The following is a 20,123-nucleotide window of genomic DNA, read 5'->3' as shown; positions in this document are numbered from 1 at the left end:
CCGGTGATTCCGCATCGGCCGGCGATGTCTCCCCCCGTTGGCCCGGGCAGCTGGTCCCGTGGTCACCACGGGATCAGCTGACCGGTGAGGACGGCGTGCGCCGTGCGGACCGCCACCAGGGCCCAGGCGCCGACGAGACCGACGAGGACGACGGCGGCGGCGGTGAACGACGTGTCGGAGGAGTGCGCCGCCAGGCCTGTCGTCCCGGTGACGATGGTCCGACCGGGCCGGTGGACGACCACCGGGTCAAGGAGGCAGGTGCGACCGCGCGGTCCGCGGTGGCGCGTCGCCCATGCAGCGGCGGCGGTCCCCCGCCCCGCGGCAGGATCGTCGACGACATCAGCCCAGCACAGGAGGACCACACCCGTGACCGAGACCATCGCCGGCGTCAGCATCCCCGACTCGCCCCTCGCGCAGGAGGCCACCCGGTTCATCCGGGAGACGTCGGGTGAGCTGCTGTTCCACCACTCCCGCCGGGTCTTCCTCTTCGGCAGCCTCAAGGGCCGGGCGAGGGGGCTCGAGCCCGACCCGGAGTTGCTGTACGTCGGCGCCATGTTCCACGACCTCGGCCTCGTCGCCGGGCACCGCAGCGCCGATCAGCGTTTCGAGGTCGACGGTGCCGACGCCGCCCGCGACTTCCTGCTCGCCCACGGGCGCAGCGCCGCCGACGCGCGCGCCGTGTGGCTGGCGATCGCGCTGCACACGACGCCCGGGGTGCCCGAGCACCTGGACCCGGAGATCGCTCTCGTCACCGCCGGCGTCGAGACCGACGTCCTCGGCCTCGAGCTGGACGTGATCACGCCCGAGCAGCGGGCCGAGGTGACGGCGGCCCACCCGCGGCCGGACTTCAAGCGACGGATCCTCGCCGCCTTCCGCGACGGGTTCGTGGACCGCCCCGACACCACGTTCGGCACGGTGAACGACGACGTCCTGGCGCACTTCGACCCGGCGTTCCGGCGCACCGACTTCACCCAGGTCATCCTCGGCTCGGACTGGCCGGAGTGACGTCGCTCGGCTCCGGGGGAGGCACCTCGAGGCCGGGGCCGTCGTGCTGACCGTCCTGGGGTCCTTCCTCGGGCAACTGGGTCGGGGGCCGTCCTCGCCCTCGTCGTGGTGGCCGTCCCGGTGCTCGTCGTCCACCACCGGCGGTTCGGGGTGGTCGACCGCGGACGGGTGACCGGTGTGTACCTCCTCGTCGTCTACGCCGTCTTCGTCATCGCGCTGCCCTCCTGCCGCTGCCGTCGCCCGACGACGTGGTCTGCGGCGGGCGCGACCTGCGCCCCTTCGCCTTCGTCGGTGCCGTACGCGACGACCTGGCCGACGGGTACCCGCTGCTGTCGAGCCCGGCGCTGTTCCAGGTGCTCTACAACGTCGCGATGTTCGTGCCCGGGGGCGTGCTGCTCCGGCGGTCGTTCCGCTGGCCGGTCCACCGCGTCCTCCTGGTGGCGGTGGTCGCCTCCGCCGCGATCGAGACGGTGCAGGGCACCGGGCTCCTGGACCTCTACGACTGCGCCTACCGCGTTCTCGACGTCGACGGCGTGCTGACCAACGTCGCCGGTGCCGTGCTCAGCGCGCTGCTGGCGCCGGCGGCCGTCCTCGTCCCGCGGCCGGGGCATGCGACACCGCACCCGGGTCGTGCCGGTCCGCTGCGGCGGGCGACGGCTGCCGCGGTCGACCTGCCGCTCACCGGCGTGCCACCTGAGCGCACATGTCCGAGCGGGAGGACCGACCTGGCCACCGTCGATCGACGCCGGCTGTCTCTACGCTCCGCTCATGGACGTGAGCAGAGCCCTGGAACAGCACATCGCGGTGTTCGGGGCAGCCGGCAGTGGCAAGACGGTCTTGGTCTCTTCGTTCTACGGAGCAACGCAAGAACCCCAGTACTTGAAGAACAGCCTCTTCCACGTCGTGGCCGACGACATCGGCCAGGGTGCGCGCCTCCACCGGAACTACCTGGGCATGAAGAACTCGGCGCGGTTGCCTGCGCCCACCCGCTTCGCCGGGACCTCGTACTCCTTCTCGATCAAGCTGCGAGACGGGGCCGACGCCAAGGCGACGAAGAGCAAGCCGTTCGACGCGCTGCGCCTCGTCTGGCACGACTACCCAGGGGAGTGGTTCGAGCAGGACGTGAGCGGGCCCGAGGAGGCACAGCGCCGGGTCGACACCTTCAGGTCCCTGCTGGGCTCCGACGTCGCGCTCCTCCTGGTGGACGCGCAGGAGCTGATCGACAACGTGGGCGAGGAGAAGCAGTACCTGCGGTCGTTGCTGGCCAACTTCCGCAACGGGCTGCTGTCGCTCAGGGACGATCTGCTGGAGGACGGCAAGCCCCTCGTCGAGTTCCCGCGCATCTGGGTGCTGGGGCTGTCGAAGTCCGACCTCCTGCCGGAGATGGACGTCTACGCCTTCCGTGACCTCCTCATCGAGCAGGCCGCCGACGACATCGACCAGTTGCGCGAGGTGCTCGCCGGGCTGGTGGAGGCGAAGGACGCGTTGTCCGTCGGCGAGGACTTCGTGCTGCTCTCGTCAGCGAAGTTCGGTGCGGACAGGATCGAGGTCAGCGAGCGCATCGGTGTCGACATGATCCTGCCCCTGGCCGCCATGCTGCCCTTCGAGCGCCACATCCGCTGGGCCAGGACCAAGGAGCTGCAGGGGAAGGTGGTCGAGGTCCTGCTGCGCGGCGCCGGGCCCCTGGCTGCTGCGCTGGTGGGGACCAAGAGCAAGTTCCTCGGCGTCGTGGGGCAGGTGCTGAACATCGTCGGACCCAGCCTCGCCGAAGCGGCCGGGCTGAGCGGCGACCAGCTGGAGGAGGCCAACGCGGAGGCACTGGCGAAGAAGGACCACCTGCGCGCCACGTTGACGCGCTTCGGGATGGACCTGGACAGGGGTGAAGCGGATCGGGTCCTGCTCAGGAGTCTGCGATGAGCCTCATCTGGGCCACACGTGGCCGGGTCTGGGGATTCCGGTTCCTCCGGAACGACGCGGCCGGGGACCCGCTGGCGTTCTACGACCCGGCCTTCTCGGGGCTCGAGGAGTCACCGGAGGTCTGCCGTCGGGTGGTTGCTGCCGGAGAGCTGCCAGAACTGGTGGGGATGCGGTTCCCGGACCCGGCCGGCCGGCGGGACCGGGCGGGCCGGGTGATCCCGCACGACTTCGTCGTCCTCGGTGCGCTGGCCGACGGGCTCGACTCGGTGGAGGCCGGTCGCCGGCGGATCTGGCCGCTCGTCGCCGATGAGTTCGAGCGGGTCTGGGAGATGCCCACGCCGCCCCCGGTCGGCGGGTGACGGCCGGACCGATACCGCGGCCGGCCTGCAGACGGCACCGGTACCGCGACTCCGGAGACGGGTCAGGCCAGTCGGTGTCGCAACGTGGGCAGTCCGTCACCGGTGAGGTGGTCGAGGGCGGGCGTGCGGCCGGTGATCGCCAGCAGCAGCGCGTCGGCGGGGCCGCACACGGCAGGGCCGCTGCCGTGTGCCCAGTCGATGTCGGTGGCCTCGAAGCGCGACCGGTCCAGCGTGCCCCTGCCGACGATGCCACCGACGGGGGCGGCGGTCAGGAAGATGAGCACCCTGCGCAGGCGCTCCTCGGGCACCGCGCGGTGCAGCCCCAGCGGCCAGCGGACGTCGAGGCCGTGCACCACGAGGTCGGTGAGCGGCGCCTCGGGGCCCATGCCCGGCGGGGTGAACCGCGAGTCGGCCTTGCGCCGCAGCACCTCGACGAGCTCGCCGACTGGTCGCCGGGCCTGGGCGCGGGTCAGCCGTGCGTTCGCCCGGTCGAAGCTGCCGCGGCTGGTCACCATGGCCAGCACGAACCCCGGCATGCCCACCTCCAGCGGCACGACGAGGTGCGCCACCACCTCGCGCACGCTCCACTCGCTGCACAGGCTCCGGGTCGCCAGTTGCTCGTCGGTCAGGTCCGACACCAGGTCTGCCAGCCTGCGGCGCTCGTCGGCGATCTCCGCGGAGGTCTCCACGAGCGGCACCCTGGCAGATCTGCGCGCGTGGTCGCCGTCTCCCATGGGCGCTTCGGGACCGTGTCCGCTGGACGGTCCCGGCTAGGTTGACCGCTCGACCAGTCACCGGAGGTAGAGCCCACGTGAAGGTCAACGACTACGACAGCTTCGGTGCGGCGTACTCGGCGGAGAACGACGTCAACCTGCTCAACGCCCACTACGAACGACCCGCGATGCTCGACCTCCTCGGTGACGTGCGCGGTCGCCGCGTCCTCGACGCGGGCTGCGGCTCCGGACCGCTCGCCGCGGAGCTGCGCGCCCGCGGCGCCGTCGTGACGGGTTTCGACTCGAGCGCGGTCATGGTCGACCTGGCCAGGGAGCGGCTCGGCGAGGACGCCGACGTCCAGGTCGCCGACCTGTCCGCGCCGCTGCCCTTCGCCGACGGCACCTTCGACGACGTGACCGCGTCCCTGGTCCTGCACTACCTGCGTGACTGGTCCGCGCCGCTGTCCGAGCTGCGGCGGGTGCTGCGGCCGGGTGGGCGGCTCGTGCTGTCGGTCAACCACCCGAGCCTCTACAAGATGCTGCACCCCGAGAGCGACTACTTCGCCCTCACCGAGTGGTCGGACGAGTACGACTTCGCGGGTCAGCACGCCGTGCTGACGTACTGGCACCGGCCGCTGCACGCCATGACCGACGCCTTCACCGGCGCCGGCTTCCAGCTCGCCCGCATCAGTGAGCCACCCTGGTCGCCGGACACCCCGGCCGAGCTGCTGCCCCCGCAGTTCGCGGGCCGCACGTCGTTCCTGAGCTTCGTCTTCTTCGAGCTGACCGCGACCTGAGCCGACCGCACGCCGAGGAGGGCGAGGGCAGGGGTGTCGTCGCCCGTCGTCGAGGGCCGGTGGTGAGAAGCTCCCGGGCGGCCACCAGCGACGGGGGCCGGTCACGACGGGAGATCGCAGGCGATGACGTCCTTGTTCGGCACGGGAGACCTCCTTCGGCGAGACGCCGTCATCGGCGCTGACCTGCACGTCCCCGTCGGCGGCGAACCGCGCCGCTACGTCGACCTCGACGCCGCGGCCACCACGTCGGCCTCGGCGGGCGTCGTCCGTGCCGTGCAGGAGTTCCTGCCCTGGTACTCCAGCGTCCACCGGGGCGCCGGCGCGAAGTCGCAGCACACCAGCGCCCGGTACGAGCAGGCCCGGGAGAGCCTCCTCCGCTTCGTCGGCGCCGATCCGGCGACGCACGTCGCCCTCTTCCCGAAGAACACCACCGAGGGTCTCAACCTGATCGCCTTCCGGCTGGGCCTGACCCGGGACGACGTCGTCGTCACCACCGCGGTCGAGCACCACGCGAACCTGCTGCCCTGGCGGCGGCACGCGCAGGTGCGGCTCGTCGACGTCGACCGGTCCGGCACCTACGACGTCGACGCCGTGGTCGCCGCCCTCGACCAGCGGCCCACGCCGCGGGTGCTCGCGCTGTCGGGGGCGTCCAACGTCACCGGCTGGATGCCCGACCTCGCCGCGATCGCCGCGGCTGCCCGTGCCCGGGGCGTGCTGGTGGTGGTCGACGGGGCGCAGCTGGTGCCGCACCGCCCGGTCGACGTGGCCGCGCTCGGCATCGACGTCCTCGTGTGGTCCGGGCACAAGATGTTCGCGCCCTTCGGCGCGGGCGGCGTGGTCGCCGACCGCCGGCTCCTCGCCGACGGCGAGCCGTTCCTCGTCGGGGGTGGGGCGGTGCGGGCGGTGTCGGACGACGACGTCGTCTGGGCCGACACCCCCGACCGGGACGACGCCGGCACGCCCAACGTCATCGGCGTCGTGGCCCTCGCCGCCGCGGCGGAGGAGCTGCTCGCCGCGGCGGAGCGGAACCGGCTCCACGAGGACCTGCTCGTCCAGGCCCTGGACGACGAGCTCGCCACCGTGCCCGGGCTGCGCCGACTGGGCCCGGTGTCCGGCGACCGGCTCCCCGTGGCCGCCTTCGTCATCGACGGGATGCCCCACCGCGAGGTCGCCGAGCGGCTGGCCCGGGAGCACGGCATCGGCGTGCGCAGCGGCTGCTTCTGCGCCCACCCCCACCTCAGCCGGCTGTTCGGTCTCTCCGAGGGCGAGGTGCAGCAGTTCCACGACGACGCCCGGGCCGACCGCACCGACCGGCTGCCCGGCGCGGTGCGGGTGAGCTGCAGCTCGGCCACCCCGCTGGCCGACGTCGCCACGCTGGGGGAGGCGCTGCGCACCCTCACCTCCCACGCCGGCCGGCGGCGTCCCGCGCACGCCGCTGTGACGGCTGGTCAGGGGCGCTGACCCGGAGGGGTGCAGCGGGCGACCATCGTCCGCGCAGCCTCCGCGATCGCGTGGTCGACCCCGTCCTGGTCGATCGACCAGGTGGCGTGGACCAGCCGGGGCCAGCAGGGCGCCTCGGCGATCACCAGTCGCCGACGATCGGCCGCCAGCTGCTGGCCCGCGGCCTGCTCGACGAGATGGACCTGCACGTCTTGCTCGGCAACGGGGTGCGGCTCTACGACGACCCGGGCGGCTCCCCGGTGCCGCTGCAGCTCCTCAACGGTGATCAGCTCGAGGAGGTCGACCTGCGCTACCGCCCGGTCGCCCGGAGCGCCGCCTGAGCCCGGCTCGGGGCACGTGGGGCCGGGTCGCCGCCACCTGAGGTGCCGGCGACCCGGTGCTCACCGGACGGACGCGTCCGCGTGGGACTCGGTGCGGGGATGTCGTGAGCGTGTGCGGAAACGCAGACGCCGCTGCGACACCGGGCCGGCTGCACTGGTGCCCGTCCGCGAGTTCCCGACGCCGCAGCGGCTCAGCCGAGCCGGGAGGAGTCCTCCCATGCCCATGCCCAGCACCGACCACCGGACGACCAGGGCGCAGCATGCCCAGCGACCGGCCCTGCTCGGGCCGGCCGCGTTCGCCGTGCTGCTGACGGTCGGCGTCGTGACGCTCGGGCCGGCCTGGCTCGTCGCCGACGCCCGGCGGGCGGTGACCGCCGCGGTCGAGGCGCTGGCTGCCCCGTGGCCGGGCGCGGTGCACCGCGCGCAGGTCGAGACCGTGGCGAACGTCCTGCTGTTCGTCCCGGTGGGCGCGCTGGCCGCGGCCGCCCTCCGACGGTGGGACCAGCTGCTGCCGATGACGCTCGGGGTCGGCGCGGCGGTGCTGGTCGAGCTGGCGCAGAGCACGGTGCCCGGCCGGGTGCCCGACCTGGTCGACGTGGCCGCCAACAGCGCCGGCACGGTCGTGGGGGTCGCGGTCACCACCGCGTGCCTCCGTCGGCGGGCGCGTCGGCGGCGTCTCGCCGTCGAGCGCGGTGGCGGGTGCCCCGCGCCGGTCACCGCCCCCACCGCCGGCTGATCCCGTGCCCTCCGACAGCGAACCGGCCAGCGTCGTCGCGGCCCGCCAGCTCGCCGCCGAGGCGCACGCGCGCCGCCTCGTGCCCGTTCGGCGCCGTCACTCCCGGCCGTCCCGCGCGGCGGCACGCCACGACGTCCGGGCACGCGACGACGGTGCGCCCGGCCCGACGCGGGCCGGCGGCGCCTGGCACCCGAGAGGAGGCCTGCCGGGTCATCCCGGGGTCGCATGACCCGCCGCGAGGAATCCGACTCGGGAATGGCGCGTATCACAGCCCGTGGCCGCTACGGTCTCCGCCAACAGCCCCCAGGGAGACCCCATGCGCACTCGCCGTACCTCGGCCGCTCTGTCCGCCGTCACCGCTCTGGCCCTGGTGCTGGCCGGGTGCGGGGGATCCGATGACCGTCCTGCGGCGGAGGAGCAGGACTCCCCGTTGTCGGAGTACTTCAACGCCGTCTACGGCGGTGACCTCTCGCCGGAGGAGCAGGAGCGGCAGTTCGCCGAGCAGCTGGCGGAGCGGGAGGAGCTCGTGGCCCAGTGCATGCAGGACGAGGGCTTCGAGTACACCCCCGACACCCAGTCGTCGTCGTACTCCGCCGGTGACGGGACCGAGTGGGAACCCGAGGACCGGGAGTGGGTCGGCCAGTACGGCTACGGCGCGGTGGAGTCCCCGATGAGCGACGAGGTGCCGTCGGAGGAGCAGGAGTACGTCGACCCCAACGGCGACTACGTGGCCACGCTGTCGGAGTCCGAGCAGACGGCCTTCTACGAGGCGCTGTACGGCCCGCAGCCCACGGAGGATGAGCTGAGCGAGGAGGCCTCCTACGAGTACGACTGGCAGACCGCCGGCTGCCAGGGGGCGGCGCAGCACGAGGTCGAGGGGCAGGACGTGTCCCAGTCGGAGGAGTTCAAGCCCCTCTTCGACGCGATCAACGCGCTGTACGAGGACATGGCGTCCTGGCCCGGCATGGCCGAGCTGGACGCCGAGTGGGCGACCTGCATGGACGCCGCCGGCCACGGCGGCTACGCGACGCAGGTCGACGCGCAGAACTCCGTCTACGAGGACCTGAACGAGATCTACGAGAGCATCGCGCCCACCGAGGACGGAGAGATGGGCGGAGAGCCCGACCAGGCCGCGCTCGACGCCCTCGGCGAGCGAGAGGTCGCGCTGGCCCTCGCGGACCTGGACTGCCGGGAGGAGACCGACTACCGCGACCGCGCCACCGACATCTCCCACGCCGCGGAGCAGCAGTTCGTCGACGACCACGAGAGCGAGCTGGAGGCCATGAAGGCCGCCGCCGAGCAGGACTGACGTGGTCGAGCGGGAGAGCACCAGTCAGTTCGACGTCCTGCAGGACGCCAGTGGGGACGACGGCCGGGACGACGCGGCTGCGGCCGGTGGACGCCGCCGGCCGCGCGTCGCCTGGCCGGCGTACCTGCAGCGCAACCGCCCCCTGTGGACCACTGCCGCGGTCGCGGTGGTGGCCCTGGTCGCCGGCCTGGTGGTGGGCCGGTTCGTGGTCGCGCCGGACCCGGCCGGCGCCCGGGCGCCGGAGCCCGGGCTGGTCACCGTGCCCGTCGCCTTCGGGGCGCTGAGCAACGACGTGACGATCCGGGGGGAGATCGGGTACGCCGACTCCGTCGAGGTCACCCTGGACACCTCGGCCATCTCCGGGCCCGCGGTGGTCACCGGGCAGGTGCCGGAGATCGGGTCGGAACTGGGACCGCTCGGGGTCGCCCTGGAGGTCGCCGGTCGGCCGGTGGTCGTGCTGCCCGGTGAGCTGCCGGCCTACCGCACCCTCCGCATCGGGGTGTCCGGGCCCGACGTCGTCCAGTTCAAGCAGGCCATGCGCGCGGTCGGCATCGACGCCGGTGACCCCGCGGACGACGTCTTCGACCAGGCCGCCGCCTCCGCCGTGACCAGGTTGTACGCCCAGGCCGGGTACCCGGCGCCGGCCCCCGAGGAGGGTGCCGCCGAGGGCGTGCGTGCGGCGCAGGACGCCGTCCGGGCAGCCGAGCAGGCGGTGTCCGCCGCCGAGGCGGAACTCGCCGGCGCCCGGGGTGGGCCCTCGGCGGTCGAGGTGCGGGAGGCCGACAACGCCGTCGCCAGCGCGCAGCGCGCGCTGGACGCCGCCCTGGCCACCACGCCGGACGACGTCGTGGTCGTCGGCGACCTGCGGGACGACCTCGCCCTGGCCCGGCTGCGGCGCCAGCAGCTCGACGTGGCCCCGGACACCGCCGCGCAGCGCGCCCAGCTGGGCGCCGCGCAGGAACAGCTGGCGCAGGCCCGCCGCGACGTCGGCGAGGCCCAGGAGGCCGTGCTGCCGGTGCTGCCCGCCGGGGAGGTGCTCTACCTGTCCCAGCTGCCCCGGCGGGTCGACGCCGTGGCGGCTGAGCGGGGATCGGTGCTCGACGGTGCGGCCATGACCGTCTCGGGCGCGACGCTGGCGCTGTCCGGGACGGTGGCGGCAGCGGACGCGAGACTGCTCAGCGCGGGGATGCCGGCCTCCTTCCAGCTGCCCGGCGGTGGGGAGCACCCCGCGACGATCACCGAGGTCACCCCCGGCGAGGGCGACGACGCCCGCTGGACGGTGGCGCTCGAACCCGCGCCGCTCACCCCGGAGGAGGTCACCGAGCTGCAGGGCACGAACGTGCGCGTGGGGATCCCGGTCGGTGCCACGGAGGGCGACGTCCTCTCGGTGCCGCTCGCGGCGCTGACCGCCGGACCGGGTGGGGAGTCCCGCGTCGAGGTGGTCGAGGGCGACCCGCGGGACGGTGACCGGGCCGAGACCCGCCTGGTGGTCGTCGAGACGGGGCTGGCCGCCGACGGCGCGGTCGAGGTGCGCCCCGTCGACGACGACCTGGCGGACGGCGACCTGGTCGTGGTCGGTCGATGACCGCACCGGCCACCGCACCGATCCCGGTCACCACCCCGGGTCCGGCTCCGGCCATCGAGCTCCGCGACGTCACCCGCTCCTTCCCCGGCCCGCCGGAGGTGCAGGCGCTCAAGGGCGTCAGCGTCTCCGTGGCCGAGGGCGAGTACGTGTCGATCATCGGGCCCAGCGGTTCGGGCAAGTCGACGATGCTGAACATCCTCGGCCTGCTCGACCGGCCCACGGTCGGTGAGTACCGCCTGGGCGGGGTGCTGACCGGGGCGCTGGGGGAGGACGAGCGGGCTGCCGTGCGCGCCCGGCAGCTCGGCTTCGTGTTCCAGGCCTTCCACCTGATGTCCCGGCGCAGCGTGCTGGAGAACGTGCTGCTGCCCATGCTCTACAACGGCACCCCGCGGGCCGAACGGGAGCCCCGGGCCCGGGAGGCCCTGCACCGGGTGGGACTGGACCACCGCATCGGCTTCCTGCCCGGGACCCTCTCCGGTGGTGAACGTCAGCGGGTCGCCGTGGCGCGCGCGGTGGCCTCCCGCCCGCGGGTGCTGCTGGCCGACGAGCCGACCGGCAACCTGGACCAGGCGACGTCGGCGGAGATCATGACGCTCTTCGAGGAGCTGCACGCCGACGGGCTGACCCTCGTGGTGATCACCCACGACGGGGCCGTCGCCCGGCGTGCCTCCCGGCGGATCCGGCTCGCCGACGGCCGCGTGAGCGAGGCGGGGTGACCGAGCAGGTCCCCGGTACCACCGGCACCGGGCGTCGGTCCTGGCTGCGGGTCCCGGCCCGGCTGCGCCGGGGGCCTCGGGCCAACGCGGTGCCGGGCGTCCCGCCGGTGCACCCGGCCGACCGGTTCCGCTTCGCCGACCTGCTCGGCGAGGCGACCGCCGACATCGGGTCCCGCCCCGGACGCCTGGTGACGACGATCGTCGGCACCGTCCTGGGCATCGCCGCGCTGATCGCCACCATCGGCCTGGCGCAGACCGCCGCCGGCCAGATCGCCCGGCAGTTCGACCGGGCCGCCGCCACCCAGCTCGTCGTCACCCCGACCACCGCCGACACCCGCGGCGGCACGACCGTCGCCGCGGGCACGCTGCCCTGGGACGCCGTCGCCCGCCTGGAGCGGCTGGCCGGGGTGGAGTCCGCGGCCCTGCTCGCGGAGGTCCCGCTGCCCGACGCGGTCATCGCGGCGGTGCCGGTGAACGACCCCTCGCAACCGCCCGCGGCGCCCCCACCGGTCTACGCGGCCTCGGCGGAGCTGCTGGACACCGTCGGCGGGCAGCTGTCCACCGGACGGTTCCTCGACGCCGGCCACGACACCCGCGCCGACCGGGTGGTCGTGCTCGGCTCCCGGGCGGCGGAACGGCTGGGCGTCCACCGGGTCGACACCCAGCCCTCGATCTTCATCGACGGCATCGCCTACGCCGTGCTGGGCATCGTCGACTCGACCGACGTCCGCGCCGAGCTGCTCAACGCGGTGCTCCTGCCCACCGGTACGGCGCGGGCGGACTTCGGGCTGCGGGCCCCCGGTGACGCGCAGGCCCGCATCGCGATCGGCGCCGGGCCGCAGCTGCGCACCCAGGCCGCGCTGGCCCTGGCCCCCGACGAACCGGACAGCCTCGAGGTCAACGCCCCCGACGGCCGCTCCGAGTTGGGGCGGGACGTGCAGGCCGACGTGAACGGCGTCTTCGTCATCCTCTCCGTCGTCGTCCTGCTGGCCGGCGGGGTCGGGATCACCAACGTCACGACGCTGTCGGTGATGGAGCGCGTCGGCGAGATCGGCCTCCGCCGCGCCATCGGTGCGACCCGGCGGCAGATCGCCGGCCAGTTCATCGCCGAGTCCGTGGTCATCGGCCTGCTGGGCGGCCTCATCGGCGCCACGCTCGGCGTCTTCGCGGTCATCGGGATCTCCGTCGTCCGGGACTGGACACCGGTCGTCGACCCCTGGATCGCGCTCGGCGGCGCCCTGCTGGGCGCCGTCCTCGGGCTGGTCGCCGGCGGGCTCCCCGCCCGGCGCGCGGCAGCGATCGAACCGGTGGACGCCCTCCGCGGAGGCACCTGAGGTCGGTCGCGGCCATGGCCGTCCCCCGGCTCGAGCAGTCGTTGCCCGAGTTCCTGTCCGGCGCCCGGTGACAGCCGCCGGCCGGGACCACGTGGACGCGACGTGTACCGAAGGCCACAGCGAGTCCACCGGCTGTCGGGCCCGGGCGCTGGACGCCGCTGCCTAGCCTGGCGGCGTGCACCCCTCGCCCCACGACCGCAGGCAGCGGCTGGCCGGCCTGCCGGACAAGGCGCGGAGGGCCGTGTCCGGCTCCGGACCGCCGACCGAGCCCTTCACGCTGCGCGCCCAGCCCAGCCGGGTCGACCCCGGCACCGCGCACGAGGCGCTGCGGCTGGCGCTCCGGATCGGTGAGTCGATGATGGCCGTCGGGGGCTCCGCCGCGGACGTGACCGCCACGGTGCTGCGGGTCTCCGCGGCGTTCGGGCTGGCCGACTGCCAGGCCGACGTCACGTTCACGTCGCTGACCGTCAGCTACGACCCGGACGACGCCGCGCCGCTGGTGCTGATGCGCATCGTGCGCCCGCGTGGCTCGGACTACACGCGGTTGCAGGGCATCACCGACCTGGCGAAGGCGATCAAGTCCGAGGGCCTGAGCGTCGAGGACGCCCACCGTCAGCTCGACGCCGTGCTCTCCGCGCCGCACCCCTACCGCCGGCAGATCCACGCGCTCGGCTGGTCGGGGATGGCCGGCTGCGTCGCCTTCCTGCTCGGTGGCGGCTGGCTGGTCGCGCTGGTCGCGTTCGTCACCACGGCGACCATCGAGCAGATGATCCGGGTGCTCGCCCGCCGCGGCCTCCCGACGTTCTTCCAGCAGGTGGCCGGCGCCGCGGTCGCCACCGGGTCGGCCGTCCTCCTGGTGGTCCTGGACGTGCAGGTCCGCGCCTCGCTCGTCGTCGCCGCGGGGATCGTCGTGCTGCTGGCGGGCCTGTCGCTGGTGAGCGCCGCGGAGGACGCGATCAGCGGCTTCCCGGTCACCGCGGCGGCCCGCGCCTTCGAGGTGCTGACGTTGACCACCGGCATCGTCGTCGGCATCGCCGCCGTGCTGGACCTGGCGCAGCGGGCGCAGGTGCCGTTGCGCGTGGTCGACCCGGCGACGTCCAGCGTCCCGTTCGCCGTGTCGCTGGCCGCGGCGGCCGGGATGGCCGGTTTCTGGGCACTGGCCTCGCACGCCCGCCCGCTGGCCATCGGCGTGGCCACCGTGGCCGGTGTGCTGTCGTGGACGACGGCGTCGCTGTCCGGCGCGTTCGGGGCCGGTGCCGCGGTGTCGAGCGCGGTGGCGGCCGTGGTCGTCGGGTTCTCCGGGGAGGCGCTGACCGACCGGCTGCGGGTCCCGCCGCTGCTGGTCGCGGTCTGCGGCATCGTCCCGCTGCTGCCCGGGCTGACGATCTACCGGGGGCTCTTCGCGATCGTCGTGGACACCGACGTGTTCAGCGGGCTGAACGCGCTGGTGGAGGCTGCGGCCATCGGGCTGGCGCTGGCCGCCGGCGTCGTGCTGGGCCGGCTCTTCGGCCGTCCGGTGGGTGGACGGCTGGACCGGTTCGACCGGCGGGTGCACCGTCGGGCCAGCCGCACCACCTGAGCAGCGGGCCGTACGCGGTCGCACCACCCCTCACCGGTGGACCGGCGGAGACGTCAGCCGGCGGGCGTCACGACGGGGAGGCCCGCCGCTGCAGGCGGGCGGCGATCCTCGGGTAGGTGGCCGGGAACAGCCGCACCAGCAGGTCGACGGCCTTCGCGTCGTTGCCCACCAGGACGCGCGGCTTCCCGGCCTCCACGCCGTCCACCACGATCCGGGCGGCCTGATCGGCCGGCATCCGCAGCAGCTTCTCGTTGTAGACGCGCATCCGGGCCTCGTCCGCCGGCGTGACCGCGCCCTGGGTGCGGGCGTGCTCGAGCGCCGCGGTGGCGATGTTGGTGCGCACCCCACCGGGGTGGACGACGGTCACCTGCACCGGGTGCCCGGCCAGCAGCATCTCCGCGCGCAGCGCCTCGGTGAACCCGCGGACGGCGAACTTGCTCGCGCTGTAGGCGTTGATCGACGCCTGGGCCATGATCCCGTTCAGGCTCGACACGTTGACCACGTGCCCGTCGCCGGAGGCGACCAGGTGCGGCAGGAACGCCTTCGTCCCGTGCAGCACACCGAACAGGTTGACGCCCAGGATCCGGTCGTAGTCGGCCCAGTCGCTGTCCAGCACCGGGGCGCCGCCGGCGACCCCGGCGTTGTTGTAGACCTGGTGGACGACGCCGAAGTGCCCGGCCACCACGTCGGCGTAGCCGGTCACCGCGGCGCGGTCGGTCACGTCGAGCCGGGCGCGGTGCACCTGCGCGCCGAGCGCCTCGGCGCGGGCGGCGGTCGCGGCCAGCCCGGACTCGTCCACGTCGGAGACGGCCAGCCGCGCGCCGCGCCGGGCCAGCTCCACGGCCAGTTGCCGGCCGATGCCCGAGCCTGCGCCGGTGACGACGGCGACCTTGCCCTGCACGCTGCTCATCGGGGGTCTCCTGCGGTCGGGAGCGGAGCACCGGTGCTCCGCGCGAGGTCGGTGGTCAGGTCGACGAGCTGGTCGACGACGCCGGGGGCCAGGTGGTGGCCCATGCCGGTGATCTCCACGTGCCGGGAGCCCGGGATCGCCGCCGCGGTGGCCCGCCCGCCGGTCGGGTGCACCATCCGGTCGGTCGAGCCGTGCACCACCAGGGTGGGTGTGGTGATCCGTCGCAGCTCCGCGGTGCGGTCGCCGGAGGCGTGGATGGCGCTGATCTGCCGGGGCACGCCGGACCGGGCGCGCGCACCACCGCCGCGGTCCCAGAGCCCGATGGCCCAGGCCCGCTCGAGGTCGTCGTCGGGCAGGAACTGCGGTGAGCCGATGTGCCCGAGCAGCGCCAGGTGCCGCTGCACCGACTCCTCGACGGTGCGCGCCGGGCGCCTGGCCATCCGCAGCAGCGTCGACCGGGCCGGTTGGCCGACCCGCCGGTCGCCGGTGGTGGAGAAGATCGAGGTGAGGCTGGCGACCCGGCCGGGGTGCCGGGCGGCGACGGTCTGGGCGATCATCCCGCCCATCGACATGCCGACCAGGTGCACCTGCGAGACCTCCAGGTGGTCGAGCAGACCAACGGTGTCGGCGGCCATGTCGGCCAGGTCGTAGGCGTCCGGGCGCGGCCGGGCGAGCAGCTGGCGCAGCCGCCCGGGCGGCGGGGTGACGATCGAGGTGGAGCGGCCGACGTCCCGGTTGTCGAACCGGATGACCCGGAAGCCGCGGTCGGTGAAGCCGTCCACCATCCGCTGCGGCCAGGAGGTCAGGTCGATGCCGAGGCCGGCGATCAACAGCAGCGGGACGCCGTCGTCCGGGCCGGCCGTGCGGTGGCAGAGCCGTGGGCCGGCGGGCAGGTCGACGAACAGGTCGTCGTCCGGGGCGGGGGCGGTCATGCCGGCACCGCCGCGGTGGCGCGGGAGAGGTGCAGCTCGGGGTCGGTGACGTCGTCGGTGCGCAGCATCGCGACGTCGGCCCGGTAGTCCGTGGAGGTCAGCCAGGGCATCCGGTCGCCCTGCCTCGGCAGCTGGTCGACGGCCCGGCGGACGTAGCCGGCTCCGAAGTCCAGCAGCGGCCGGGTCGGCATGGCGGGGTCGGCCACCTCGGGGCGGGCGCTGTCGTACCCGGCGCGGTCCAGATGGGTCAGCAGCCGGCAGAAGTGCTCGCACAGCAACCCGATCTTCAGCGTCCAGGAGCTGTTGGTGTAGCCGATCGCGTAGGCCAGGTTGGGCACGCCGGAGAGCATCATGCCCTTGTAGGCGACCGTCTCGGGCAGTCGCACCGGCGTGCCGTCGACGGTGAGCTCGATGCCGCCGAAGGCCTGCACGTTCAGCCCGGTGGCGGTGACGATGACGTCGGCGGGCAGCTCGCGGCCGGACTCCAGCAGCACGCCCCGCTCGGTGAAGGTGGCGATCCGGTCCGTCACCACGGCGGCCGAGCCGTCGGAGATGGCGCGGAACAGGTCGCCGTTCGGGACGGCGCACAACCGCTGGTCCCACGGGCCGTAGGGCGGGTTGAAGTGCTCGTCGACCGGATAACCCGGCGGCAGCTGCTTGGTGGTCACCCAGCGGATCAGCTTCCGCGCCCGGTCGGGGTGGCGCTGGCAGAACCGCCAGATCCACTGGCCCTTGGCGATGTTCTTGCGCCGGATGAGGGGATGGGCGCGCTCCTCGCCGAGCAGCCGGCGCAGCCGGTTGCCCAGCTTGTCCGCGGCGGGCACGGGCAGCACGTAGCTGGGTGTGCGCTGCAGCATCGTCACGTGCGCGGCGGTGGCCGCCAGCGCGGGCACCAGGGTCACCGCGGTGGCGCCGCTGCCGATCACGACGACCCGCTTGCCGGTGGTGTCCAGGTCCTCGGGCCAGTGCTGGGGGTGCACGATCGGCCCGGTGAACCGGTCGCGGCCCTCGAAGTGCGGGGTGAACCCCTCGTCGTAGCGGTAGTACCCGCCGGCGCAGAACAGCCAGCTGCAGGTGAGCGTCGTCCGTTCGCCGGTGTCGCCGCGCTCCACGTCCACCGTCCAGCGGGCCTGCTCGGACGACCACGAGGCGGAGACCACCCGGGAGTGGAAGCGCACCCGGGCGTCGATGCCGTGCTCGCTCGCGGTCTCGCGGAGGTAGGCGAGGATCCGGTCGGCGCCGGCGATCGACTCCTCGTCGCGCCAGGGCTTGAACTCGTAGCCGAAGGTGTACAGGTCGGAGTCCGACCGGATGCCGGGGTAGCGGAAGAGGTCCCACGTGCCGCCGGTCGCGCCGCGCGCCTCCAGGAGGGCGAAGCTCCGCTGCGGGTGGTCACGCTGCAGGTACACGGCGGCGCCGATGCCGGAGAGGCCGGCGCCGACGATCAGCACGTCGAGGTGCTCGGGGGCCGGGTGGGCGTCGGGGGCGTCGTCGAGGGGCGGCACCCCTCGACCATCCGTGACCCGGGCCACGGCCTGCCACCACCGTCTGCACCTCGCTCAGCTGCTGCTGGTGCACGATGCACCGGTGACCCGGGACTGGACGCCGCCGTCGCCCGCCGTGCGCGAGCTCTTCCGGCGCGGCGCGGAGATCGCCCTAGACCCGCGGGCGGACTGGGTGACCGAGCTGCACACCGCCGCGCTCAGCGGTGCGGGCATGCGGCCGGTCGCCGAGGACCCGGTGCTCGCCGAGGGCACCCGGCGGGCGAACCTGGCCAACCTGCTGCACTGGGCGACGGCCAACGTGCAGCGGCCGGGGGAGCGGGTGCCGGTGGCGCTGGGGCCCGAGGTGTTCGACGGGGCCCGCGACCTGGTCCGGCGCGGGCTCGACCACGTCGGTCTGGATGCCTACCGCACCGCCCAGGGCGTGGCCTGGCGCCGCTGGATGGACATCTGCTTCGACCTCACCGCCGACCCGGCGCAGCTGCGCGAGCTGCTGGACGTCTCGGCGCGGTCGATCACCACCTTCCTCGACGACACCGTGGCCGCGGTGGCCGCCCGGATGGCGACCGAGCGCGCCGAGCTCACCCGCGGCGCGCACGCCGAGCGCCGGGCGACGGTCTCCCTCCTGCTGGAGGGCGCGCCACTGGCCCGGGCCCGGGCCGAGGCGCAGCTGGGCTACGGGCTCACCGGACCGCACACCGCCGTCATCGTCTGGGGCACCGGTGGCGGTGGACCCGAACAGCTGGAGGCCGCAGCCGAGGCGGCGATGCGGGCCAGCGGCGCCACCCGGCGGCTGACCGTCGTGGCCGGCGCCGGGGCGCTGTGGGTCTGGCTGCCGGTCGGCCAGGCGCCCGAGGTGACCGCGCTGACCGCCGGCCTCGCCGACGCCCCCGACGTCCGGGTGGCGGTGGGCCGGCCGGGCACCGACGTCGCGGGCTTCCGGCGCAGCCACCTGGACGCGGCGACCACCCAGCAGATGCTGGCCCGGCTCACCTCACCGCAGCAGGTCGCCCGCCACCAGGACGTGCAGCTGGTCGCGCTGCTCACCAGCGACAGCACCCGGGTGGCGGAGTTCCTCACCGACACCCTCGGCGACCTGGCCGGTGCCGACGCCGACACCCGGGACACGGTGCTCGGCTACGTCCGCGAGCTGGGCAACGCCTCCCGGACGGCGCAGCGGCTCTACACCCACCGCAACACCGTGCTGCGCCGGCTGGCCCGGGCCGACGCCCTGCTCCCGCGGCCGCTGGCGGAGAACGCGGTGGCCGTCGCCGCCGCGCTGGAGGTGCTGCGCTGGCGCGGCCCGGGGCCCGAGCGGCCGCGTCGGTGACCGGGACGGGCCGGGTGCTCGCCGCCGGGGCTTGACCTTGACGCAGCGTCAGGGCTGGACGCTCCCGCCATGACCACTCCACCAGCCATCGAGATCGCCGGGCTGACCAGGTCCTTCGGCGATCGTGCAGTGCTCGCGGGCGTCGACCTGCGCGTCCCCGCGGGCACCGTGTCAGCCCTGCTGGGCTCCAACGGCGCCGGCAAGACCACCACCGTGCGGATCCTGTGCACCCTGCTCCGTGCCGACGGCGGCACGGCCACCGTCGACGGCCACGACGTCGCCACCCAGCCCGCGCAGGTGCGCGGCTCGATCAGCCTCACCGGGCAGTTCGCCGCCGTCGACGAGCTGCTCACCGGCCGGGAGAACCTGGTGCTCGTCGCCCAGCTGCGGCACCTGCCCGACCCGGGCCGGGTCGCCGACGACCTGCTCACCCGGTTCGACCTGACCGACGCCGCCGGGCGCCGGGTGTCGACCTGGTCGGGCGGGATGCGCCGCCGCCTGGACATCGCGATGAGCCTGATCGGCGACCCGCCGGTGCTCTTCCTCGACGAGCCGACGACGGGGCTGGACCCGCAGTCGCGGCTCGAGGTCTGGGCCACCGTCCGGGAGCTCGCCGGCCGGGGCACCACGGTGCTGCTCACCACCCAGTACCTCGACGAGGCCGAGCAGCTCGCCGACCGGATCGCGGTGCTGCACCAGGGCCGGATCATCGCCGAGGGCACCCTCGCCGAGCTCCGGCAGCTGCTGCCACCGGCCACGGTCGAGCACGTGGAGAAGCAGCCCACGCTCGAGGACGTCTTCCTCGCCATCGTCGGCGGCGGCCAGGAGGAGGCGGACCGATGAGCACCAGCCACGCCGTCCGCCACACCGCGACGCTGCTGAAGCGGTCGCTGCGGCACGTCCTGCGCAGCCCGGACACGATCGTCACCACGGCGGTCACGCCGATCGCCATGCTGCTGCTGTTCGTCCACGTCTTCGGCAGCGCGATCGAGGTGGGCGACGGGCGCTACGTCGACTACCTGCTGCCCGGGATCCTGCTCATCACCATCGCCTCCGGGATCGCCTACACCGCCTTCCGGCTGTTCAGCGACGTCGCCAGCGGGATCTTCGAGCGGTTCCAGTCGATGCCGATCGCCCGGTCGGCGCTGCTGTGGGGGCACGTGCTGACCTCGGTGGTGGCGAACCTGGTCTCGCTGCTGCTGGTCGTCCTCGTCGCCGTGGCGATGGGGTTCCGGACCGGCGCCGGGCCGCTCGCCTGGCTCGCCGTCCTCGGCATCCTGGTGCTGTTCACCCTGGCGCTGACCTGGCTGGCGGTCGTCCCCGGGCTGACCGCGAGCTCGCTCGACGGGGTGAGCGGGTTCTCCTACCCGCTGGTCTTCCTGCCGTTCATCAGCTCGGCGTTCGTGCCCACCGCCGGCATGCCGGGCCCGGTGCGCTGGTTCGCCGAGCACCAGCCGGTCACCCCGATCGTGGACACGCTGCGCGCGCTGTTCGTCGAGCAGCCCGTCGGCGACGACGGCTGGGTCGCGGTCGCCTGGTGCGTCGGCCTCCTGCTGGTGGCCTACGCGCTCGCGGTGCGCACCTACCGGCGGAAGATCGGCTGACCAGGACGACGAGG

The 20,123-nt window shown here is 74.3% G+C and carries 20 protein-coding genes and 1 pseudogene; 16 read left to right on the top strand and 5 right to left on the bottom strand.

The window, feature by feature from the left end; all coding sequences use genetic code 11:
- Positions 1-62: 62 nt before the first annotated feature.
- Positions 63-242 carry a hypothetical protein gene (locus tag ACJTNH_RS07100; protein WP_458174021.1) on the bottom strand — a complete coding sequence of 60 codons (180 nt, stop codon included), beginning with the start codon at positions 240-242 and terminating at the stop codon, positions 63-65.
- 124 nt (positions 243-366) lie between these two features.
- Here ACJTNH_RS07100 and ACJTNH_RS07095 point away from each other — a divergent pair, with 124 nt between their 5' ends.
- The 4 genes and pseudogenes from ACJTNH_RS07095 to ACJTNH_RS07080 all read left to right on the top strand — a co-directional run bounded on the left by ACJTNH_RS07095 (position 367) and on the right by ACJTNH_RS07080 (position 3,281).
- Positions 367-1,005 carry an HD domain-containing protein gene (locus ACJTNH_RS07095; protein ID WP_458174019.1) on the top strand — a complete coding sequence of 213 codons (639 nt, stop codon included), beginning with the start codon at positions 367-369 and terminating at the stop codon, positions 1,003-1,005.
- A 248-nt stretch (positions 1,006-1,253) separates the two neighbouring features.
- Positions 1,254-1,523, top strand: a pseudogene (locus ACJTNH_RS07090) (VanZ family protein); the annotation flags it as partial.
- Between the two features lie 250 nt (positions 1,524-1,773).
- Positions 1,774-2,922 carry a TRAFAC clade GTPase domain-containing protein gene (locus ACJTNH_RS07085; RefSeq protein WP_458174017.1) on the top strand — a complete coding sequence of 383 codons (1,149 nt, stop codon included), beginning with the start codon at positions 1,774-1,776 and terminating at the stop codon, positions 2,920-2,922.
- Positions 2,919-3,281, top strand: coding sequence for a hypothetical protein (locus ACJTNH_RS07080; protein WP_458174015.1), 363 nt, complete (start codon positions 2,919-2,921; stop codon positions 3,279-3,281). The genes ACJTNH_RS07085 and ACJTNH_RS07080 overlap by 4 nt, the downstream gene beginning before the upstream one ends.
- Positions 3,282-3,343: 62 nt before the next feature.
- Here ACJTNH_RS07080 and ACJTNH_RS07075 read toward each other — a convergent pair whose 3' ends face one another.
- The gene (locus tag ACJTNH_RS07075; protein ID WP_458174013.1) at positions 3,344-3,970 is read right to left on the bottom strand and encodes a maleylpyruvate isomerase family mycothiol-dependent enzyme; all 627 of its coding nucleotides are present in this window, start codon (positions 3,968-3,970) and stop codon (positions 3,344-3,346) included.
- Between the two features lie 122 nt (positions 3,971-4,092).
- Between ACJTNH_RS07075 and ACJTNH_RS07070 the strand changes: the two genes are divergently transcribed.
- The 9 genes from ACJTNH_RS07070 to ACJTNH_RS07030 all read left to right on the top strand — a co-directional run bounded on the left by ACJTNH_RS07070 (position 4,093) and on the right by ACJTNH_RS07030 (position 13,831).
- Positions 4,093-4,791, top strand: coding sequence for a class I SAM-dependent methyltransferase (locus ACJTNH_RS07070; protein ID WP_458174011.1), 699 nt, complete (start codon positions 4,093-4,095; stop codon positions 4,789-4,791).
- A gap of 123 nt (positions 4,792-4,914) precedes the next feature.
- Entirely contained in the window at positions 4,915-6,252 is a 1,338-nt protein-coding gene (locus ACJTNH_RS07065; RefSeq protein WP_458174009.1) for an aminotransferase class V-fold PLP-dependent enzyme, read from the top strand.
- A 50-nt stretch (positions 6,253-6,302) separates the two neighbouring features.
- The gene (locus ACJTNH_RS07060; protein ID WP_458174007.1) at positions 6,303-6,572 is read left to right on the top strand and encodes a hypothetical protein; all 270 of its coding nucleotides are present in this window, start codon (positions 6,303-6,305) and stop codon (positions 6,570-6,572) included.
- Between the two features lie 217 nt (positions 6,573-6,789).
- Positions 6,790-7,308 carry a VanZ family protein gene (locus tag ACJTNH_RS07055; RefSeq protein WP_458174005.1) on the top strand — a complete coding sequence of 173 codons (519 nt, stop codon included), beginning with the start codon at positions 6,790-6,792 and terminating at the stop codon, positions 7,306-7,308.
- A 316-nt stretch (positions 7,309-7,624) separates the two neighbouring features.
- Positions 7,625-8,617, top strand: coding sequence for a hypothetical protein (locus ACJTNH_RS07050; protein ID WP_458174003.1), 993 nt, complete (start codon positions 7,625-7,627; stop codon positions 8,615-8,617).
- Position 8,618: 1 nt separating this feature from the next.
- Positions 8,619-10,202, top strand: coding sequence for a hypothetical protein (locus ACJTNH_RS07045; RefSeq protein WP_458174001.1), 1,584 nt, complete (start codon positions 8,619-8,621; stop codon positions 10,200-10,202).
- Entirely contained in the window at positions 10,199-10,918 is a 720-nt protein-coding gene (locus ACJTNH_RS07040; protein ID WP_458173999.1) for an ABC transporter ATP-binding protein, read from the top strand. The genes ACJTNH_RS07045 and ACJTNH_RS07040 overlap by 4 nt, the downstream gene beginning before the upstream one ends.
- A complete protein-coding gene (locus ACJTNH_RS07035) occupies positions 10,915-12,252 on the top strand; it encodes an ABC transporter permease (RefSeq protein WP_458173997.1) in 1,338 nt (445 codons plus the stop codon). Before ACJTNH_RS07040 ends, ACJTNH_RS07035 begins: the two co-directional genes overlap by 4 nt.
- 175 nt (positions 12,253-12,427) lie before the next feature.
- The gene (locus ACJTNH_RS07030; protein WP_458173995.1) at positions 12,428-13,831 is read left to right on the top strand and encodes a threonine/serine ThrE exporter family protein; all 1,404 of its coding nucleotides are present in this window, start codon (positions 12,428-12,430) and stop codon (positions 13,829-13,831) included.
- Between the two features lie 67 nt (positions 13,832-13,898).
- Here the strand turns inward: ACJTNH_RS07030 and ACJTNH_RS07025 are convergent, their stop codons facing one another.
- Genes ACJTNH_RS07025 through ACJTNH_RS07015 form a run of 3 tightly spaced genes read right to left on the bottom strand, consistent with a single transcriptional unit; the run spans position 13,899 to position 17,178 of the window.
- Positions 13,899-14,741 (bottom strand): SDR family NAD(P)-dependent oxidoreductase, encoded by an 843-nt coding sequence (locus ACJTNH_RS07025; protein WP_458173993.1) that lies wholly within the window; start codon positions 14,739-14,741, stop codon positions 13,899-13,901.
- Entirely contained in the window at positions 14,738-15,673 is a 936-nt protein-coding gene (locus ACJTNH_RS07020; RefSeq protein WP_458173991.1) for an alpha/beta fold hydrolase, read from the bottom strand. The genes ACJTNH_RS07025 and ACJTNH_RS07020 overlap by 4 nt, the downstream gene beginning before the upstream one ends.
- Positions 15,670-17,178, bottom strand: a complete 1,509-nt coding sequence (locus ACJTNH_RS07015; protein WP_458173989.1) for a flavin-containing monooxygenase — start codon at positions 17,176-17,178, stop codon at positions 15,670-15,672. Before ACJTNH_RS07015 ends, ACJTNH_RS07020 begins: the two co-directional genes overlap by 4 nt.
- 82 nt (positions 17,179-17,260) lie before the next feature.
- On the opposite strand from ACJTNH_RS07015, the gene ACJTNH_RS07010 reads away from it, so the two are divergent.
- The 3 genes from ACJTNH_RS07010 to ACJTNH_RS07000 all read left to right on the top strand — a co-directional run bounded on the left by ACJTNH_RS07010 (position 17,261) and on the right by ACJTNH_RS07000 (position 20,109).
- Positions 17,261-18,505 carry a PucR family transcriptional regulator gene (locus ACJTNH_RS07010; protein ID WP_458173987.1) on the top strand — a complete coding sequence of 415 codons (1,245 nt, stop codon included), beginning with the start codon at positions 17,261-17,263 and terminating at the stop codon, positions 18,503-18,505.
- 69 nt (positions 18,506-18,574) lie between these two features.
- A complete protein-coding gene (locus ACJTNH_RS07005) occupies positions 18,575-19,348 on the top strand; it encodes an ABC transporter ATP-binding protein (protein ID WP_458173985.1) in 774 nt (257 codons plus the stop codon).
- On the top strand, positions 19,345-20,109 hold the full coding sequence (locus ACJTNH_RS07000; protein WP_458173983.1) for an ABC transporter permease: 765 nt from the start codon (positions 19,345-19,347) through the stop codon (positions 20,107-20,109). Before ACJTNH_RS07005 ends, ACJTNH_RS07000 begins: the two co-directional genes overlap by 4 nt.
- The last annotated feature ends 14 nt before the right edge of the window (positions 20,110-20,123 follow it).

The sequence above is a fragment of the Modestobacter lacusdianchii genome (genome assembly GCF_054177765.1).
This window is presented reverse-complemented; position numbering and strand designations above follow the sequence as displayed.

What these genes read in the sequence shown, in the direction of transcription:
- ACJTNH_RS07050 (WP_458174003.1), top strand. Translation starts at nt 7,625, where the DNA reads ATGCGCACTCGCCGTACCTCGGCCGCTCTGTCCGCCGTCACCGCTCTG.
- ACJTNH_RS07005 (WP_458173985.1), top strand. Translation starts at nt 18,575, where the DNA reads ATGACCACTCCACCAGCCATCGAGATCGCCGGGCTGACCAGGTCCTTC.
- ACJTNH_RS07055 (WP_458174005.1), top strand. Translation starts at nt 6,790, where the DNA reads ATGCCCATGCCCAGCACCGACCACCGGACGACCAGGGCGCAGCATGCC.
- ACJTNH_RS07000 (WP_458173983.1), top strand. Translation starts at nt 19,345, where the DNA reads ATGAGCACCAGCCACGCCGTCCGCCACACCGCGACGCTGCTGAAGCGG.
- ACJTNH_RS07085 (WP_458174017.1), top strand. Translation starts at nt 1,774, where the DNA reads ATGGACGTGAGCAGAGCCCTGGAACAGCACATCGCGGTGTTCGGGGCA.
- ACJTNH_RS07065 (WP_458174009.1), top strand. Translation starts at nt 4,915, where the DNA reads ATGACGTCCTTGTTCGGCACGGGAGACCTCCTTCGGCGAGACGCCGTC.
- ACJTNH_RS07020 (WP_458173991.1), bottom strand. Translation starts at nt 15,673, where the DNA reads ATGACCGCCCCCGCCCCGGACGACGACCTGTTCGTCGACCTGCCCGCC.
- ACJTNH_RS07040 (WP_458173999.1), top strand. Translation starts at nt 10,199, where the DNA reads ATGACCGCACCGGCCACCGCACCGATCCCGGTCACCACCCCGGGTCCG.
- ACJTNH_RS07080 (WP_458174015.1), top strand. Translation starts at nt 2,919, where the DNA reads ATGAGCCTCATCTGGGCCACACGTGGCCGGGTCTGGGGATTCCGGTTC.
- ACJTNH_RS07025 (WP_458173993.1), bottom strand. Translation starts at nt 14,741, where the DNA reads ATGAGCAGCGTGCAGGGCAAGGTCGCCGTCGTCACCGGCGCAGGCTCG.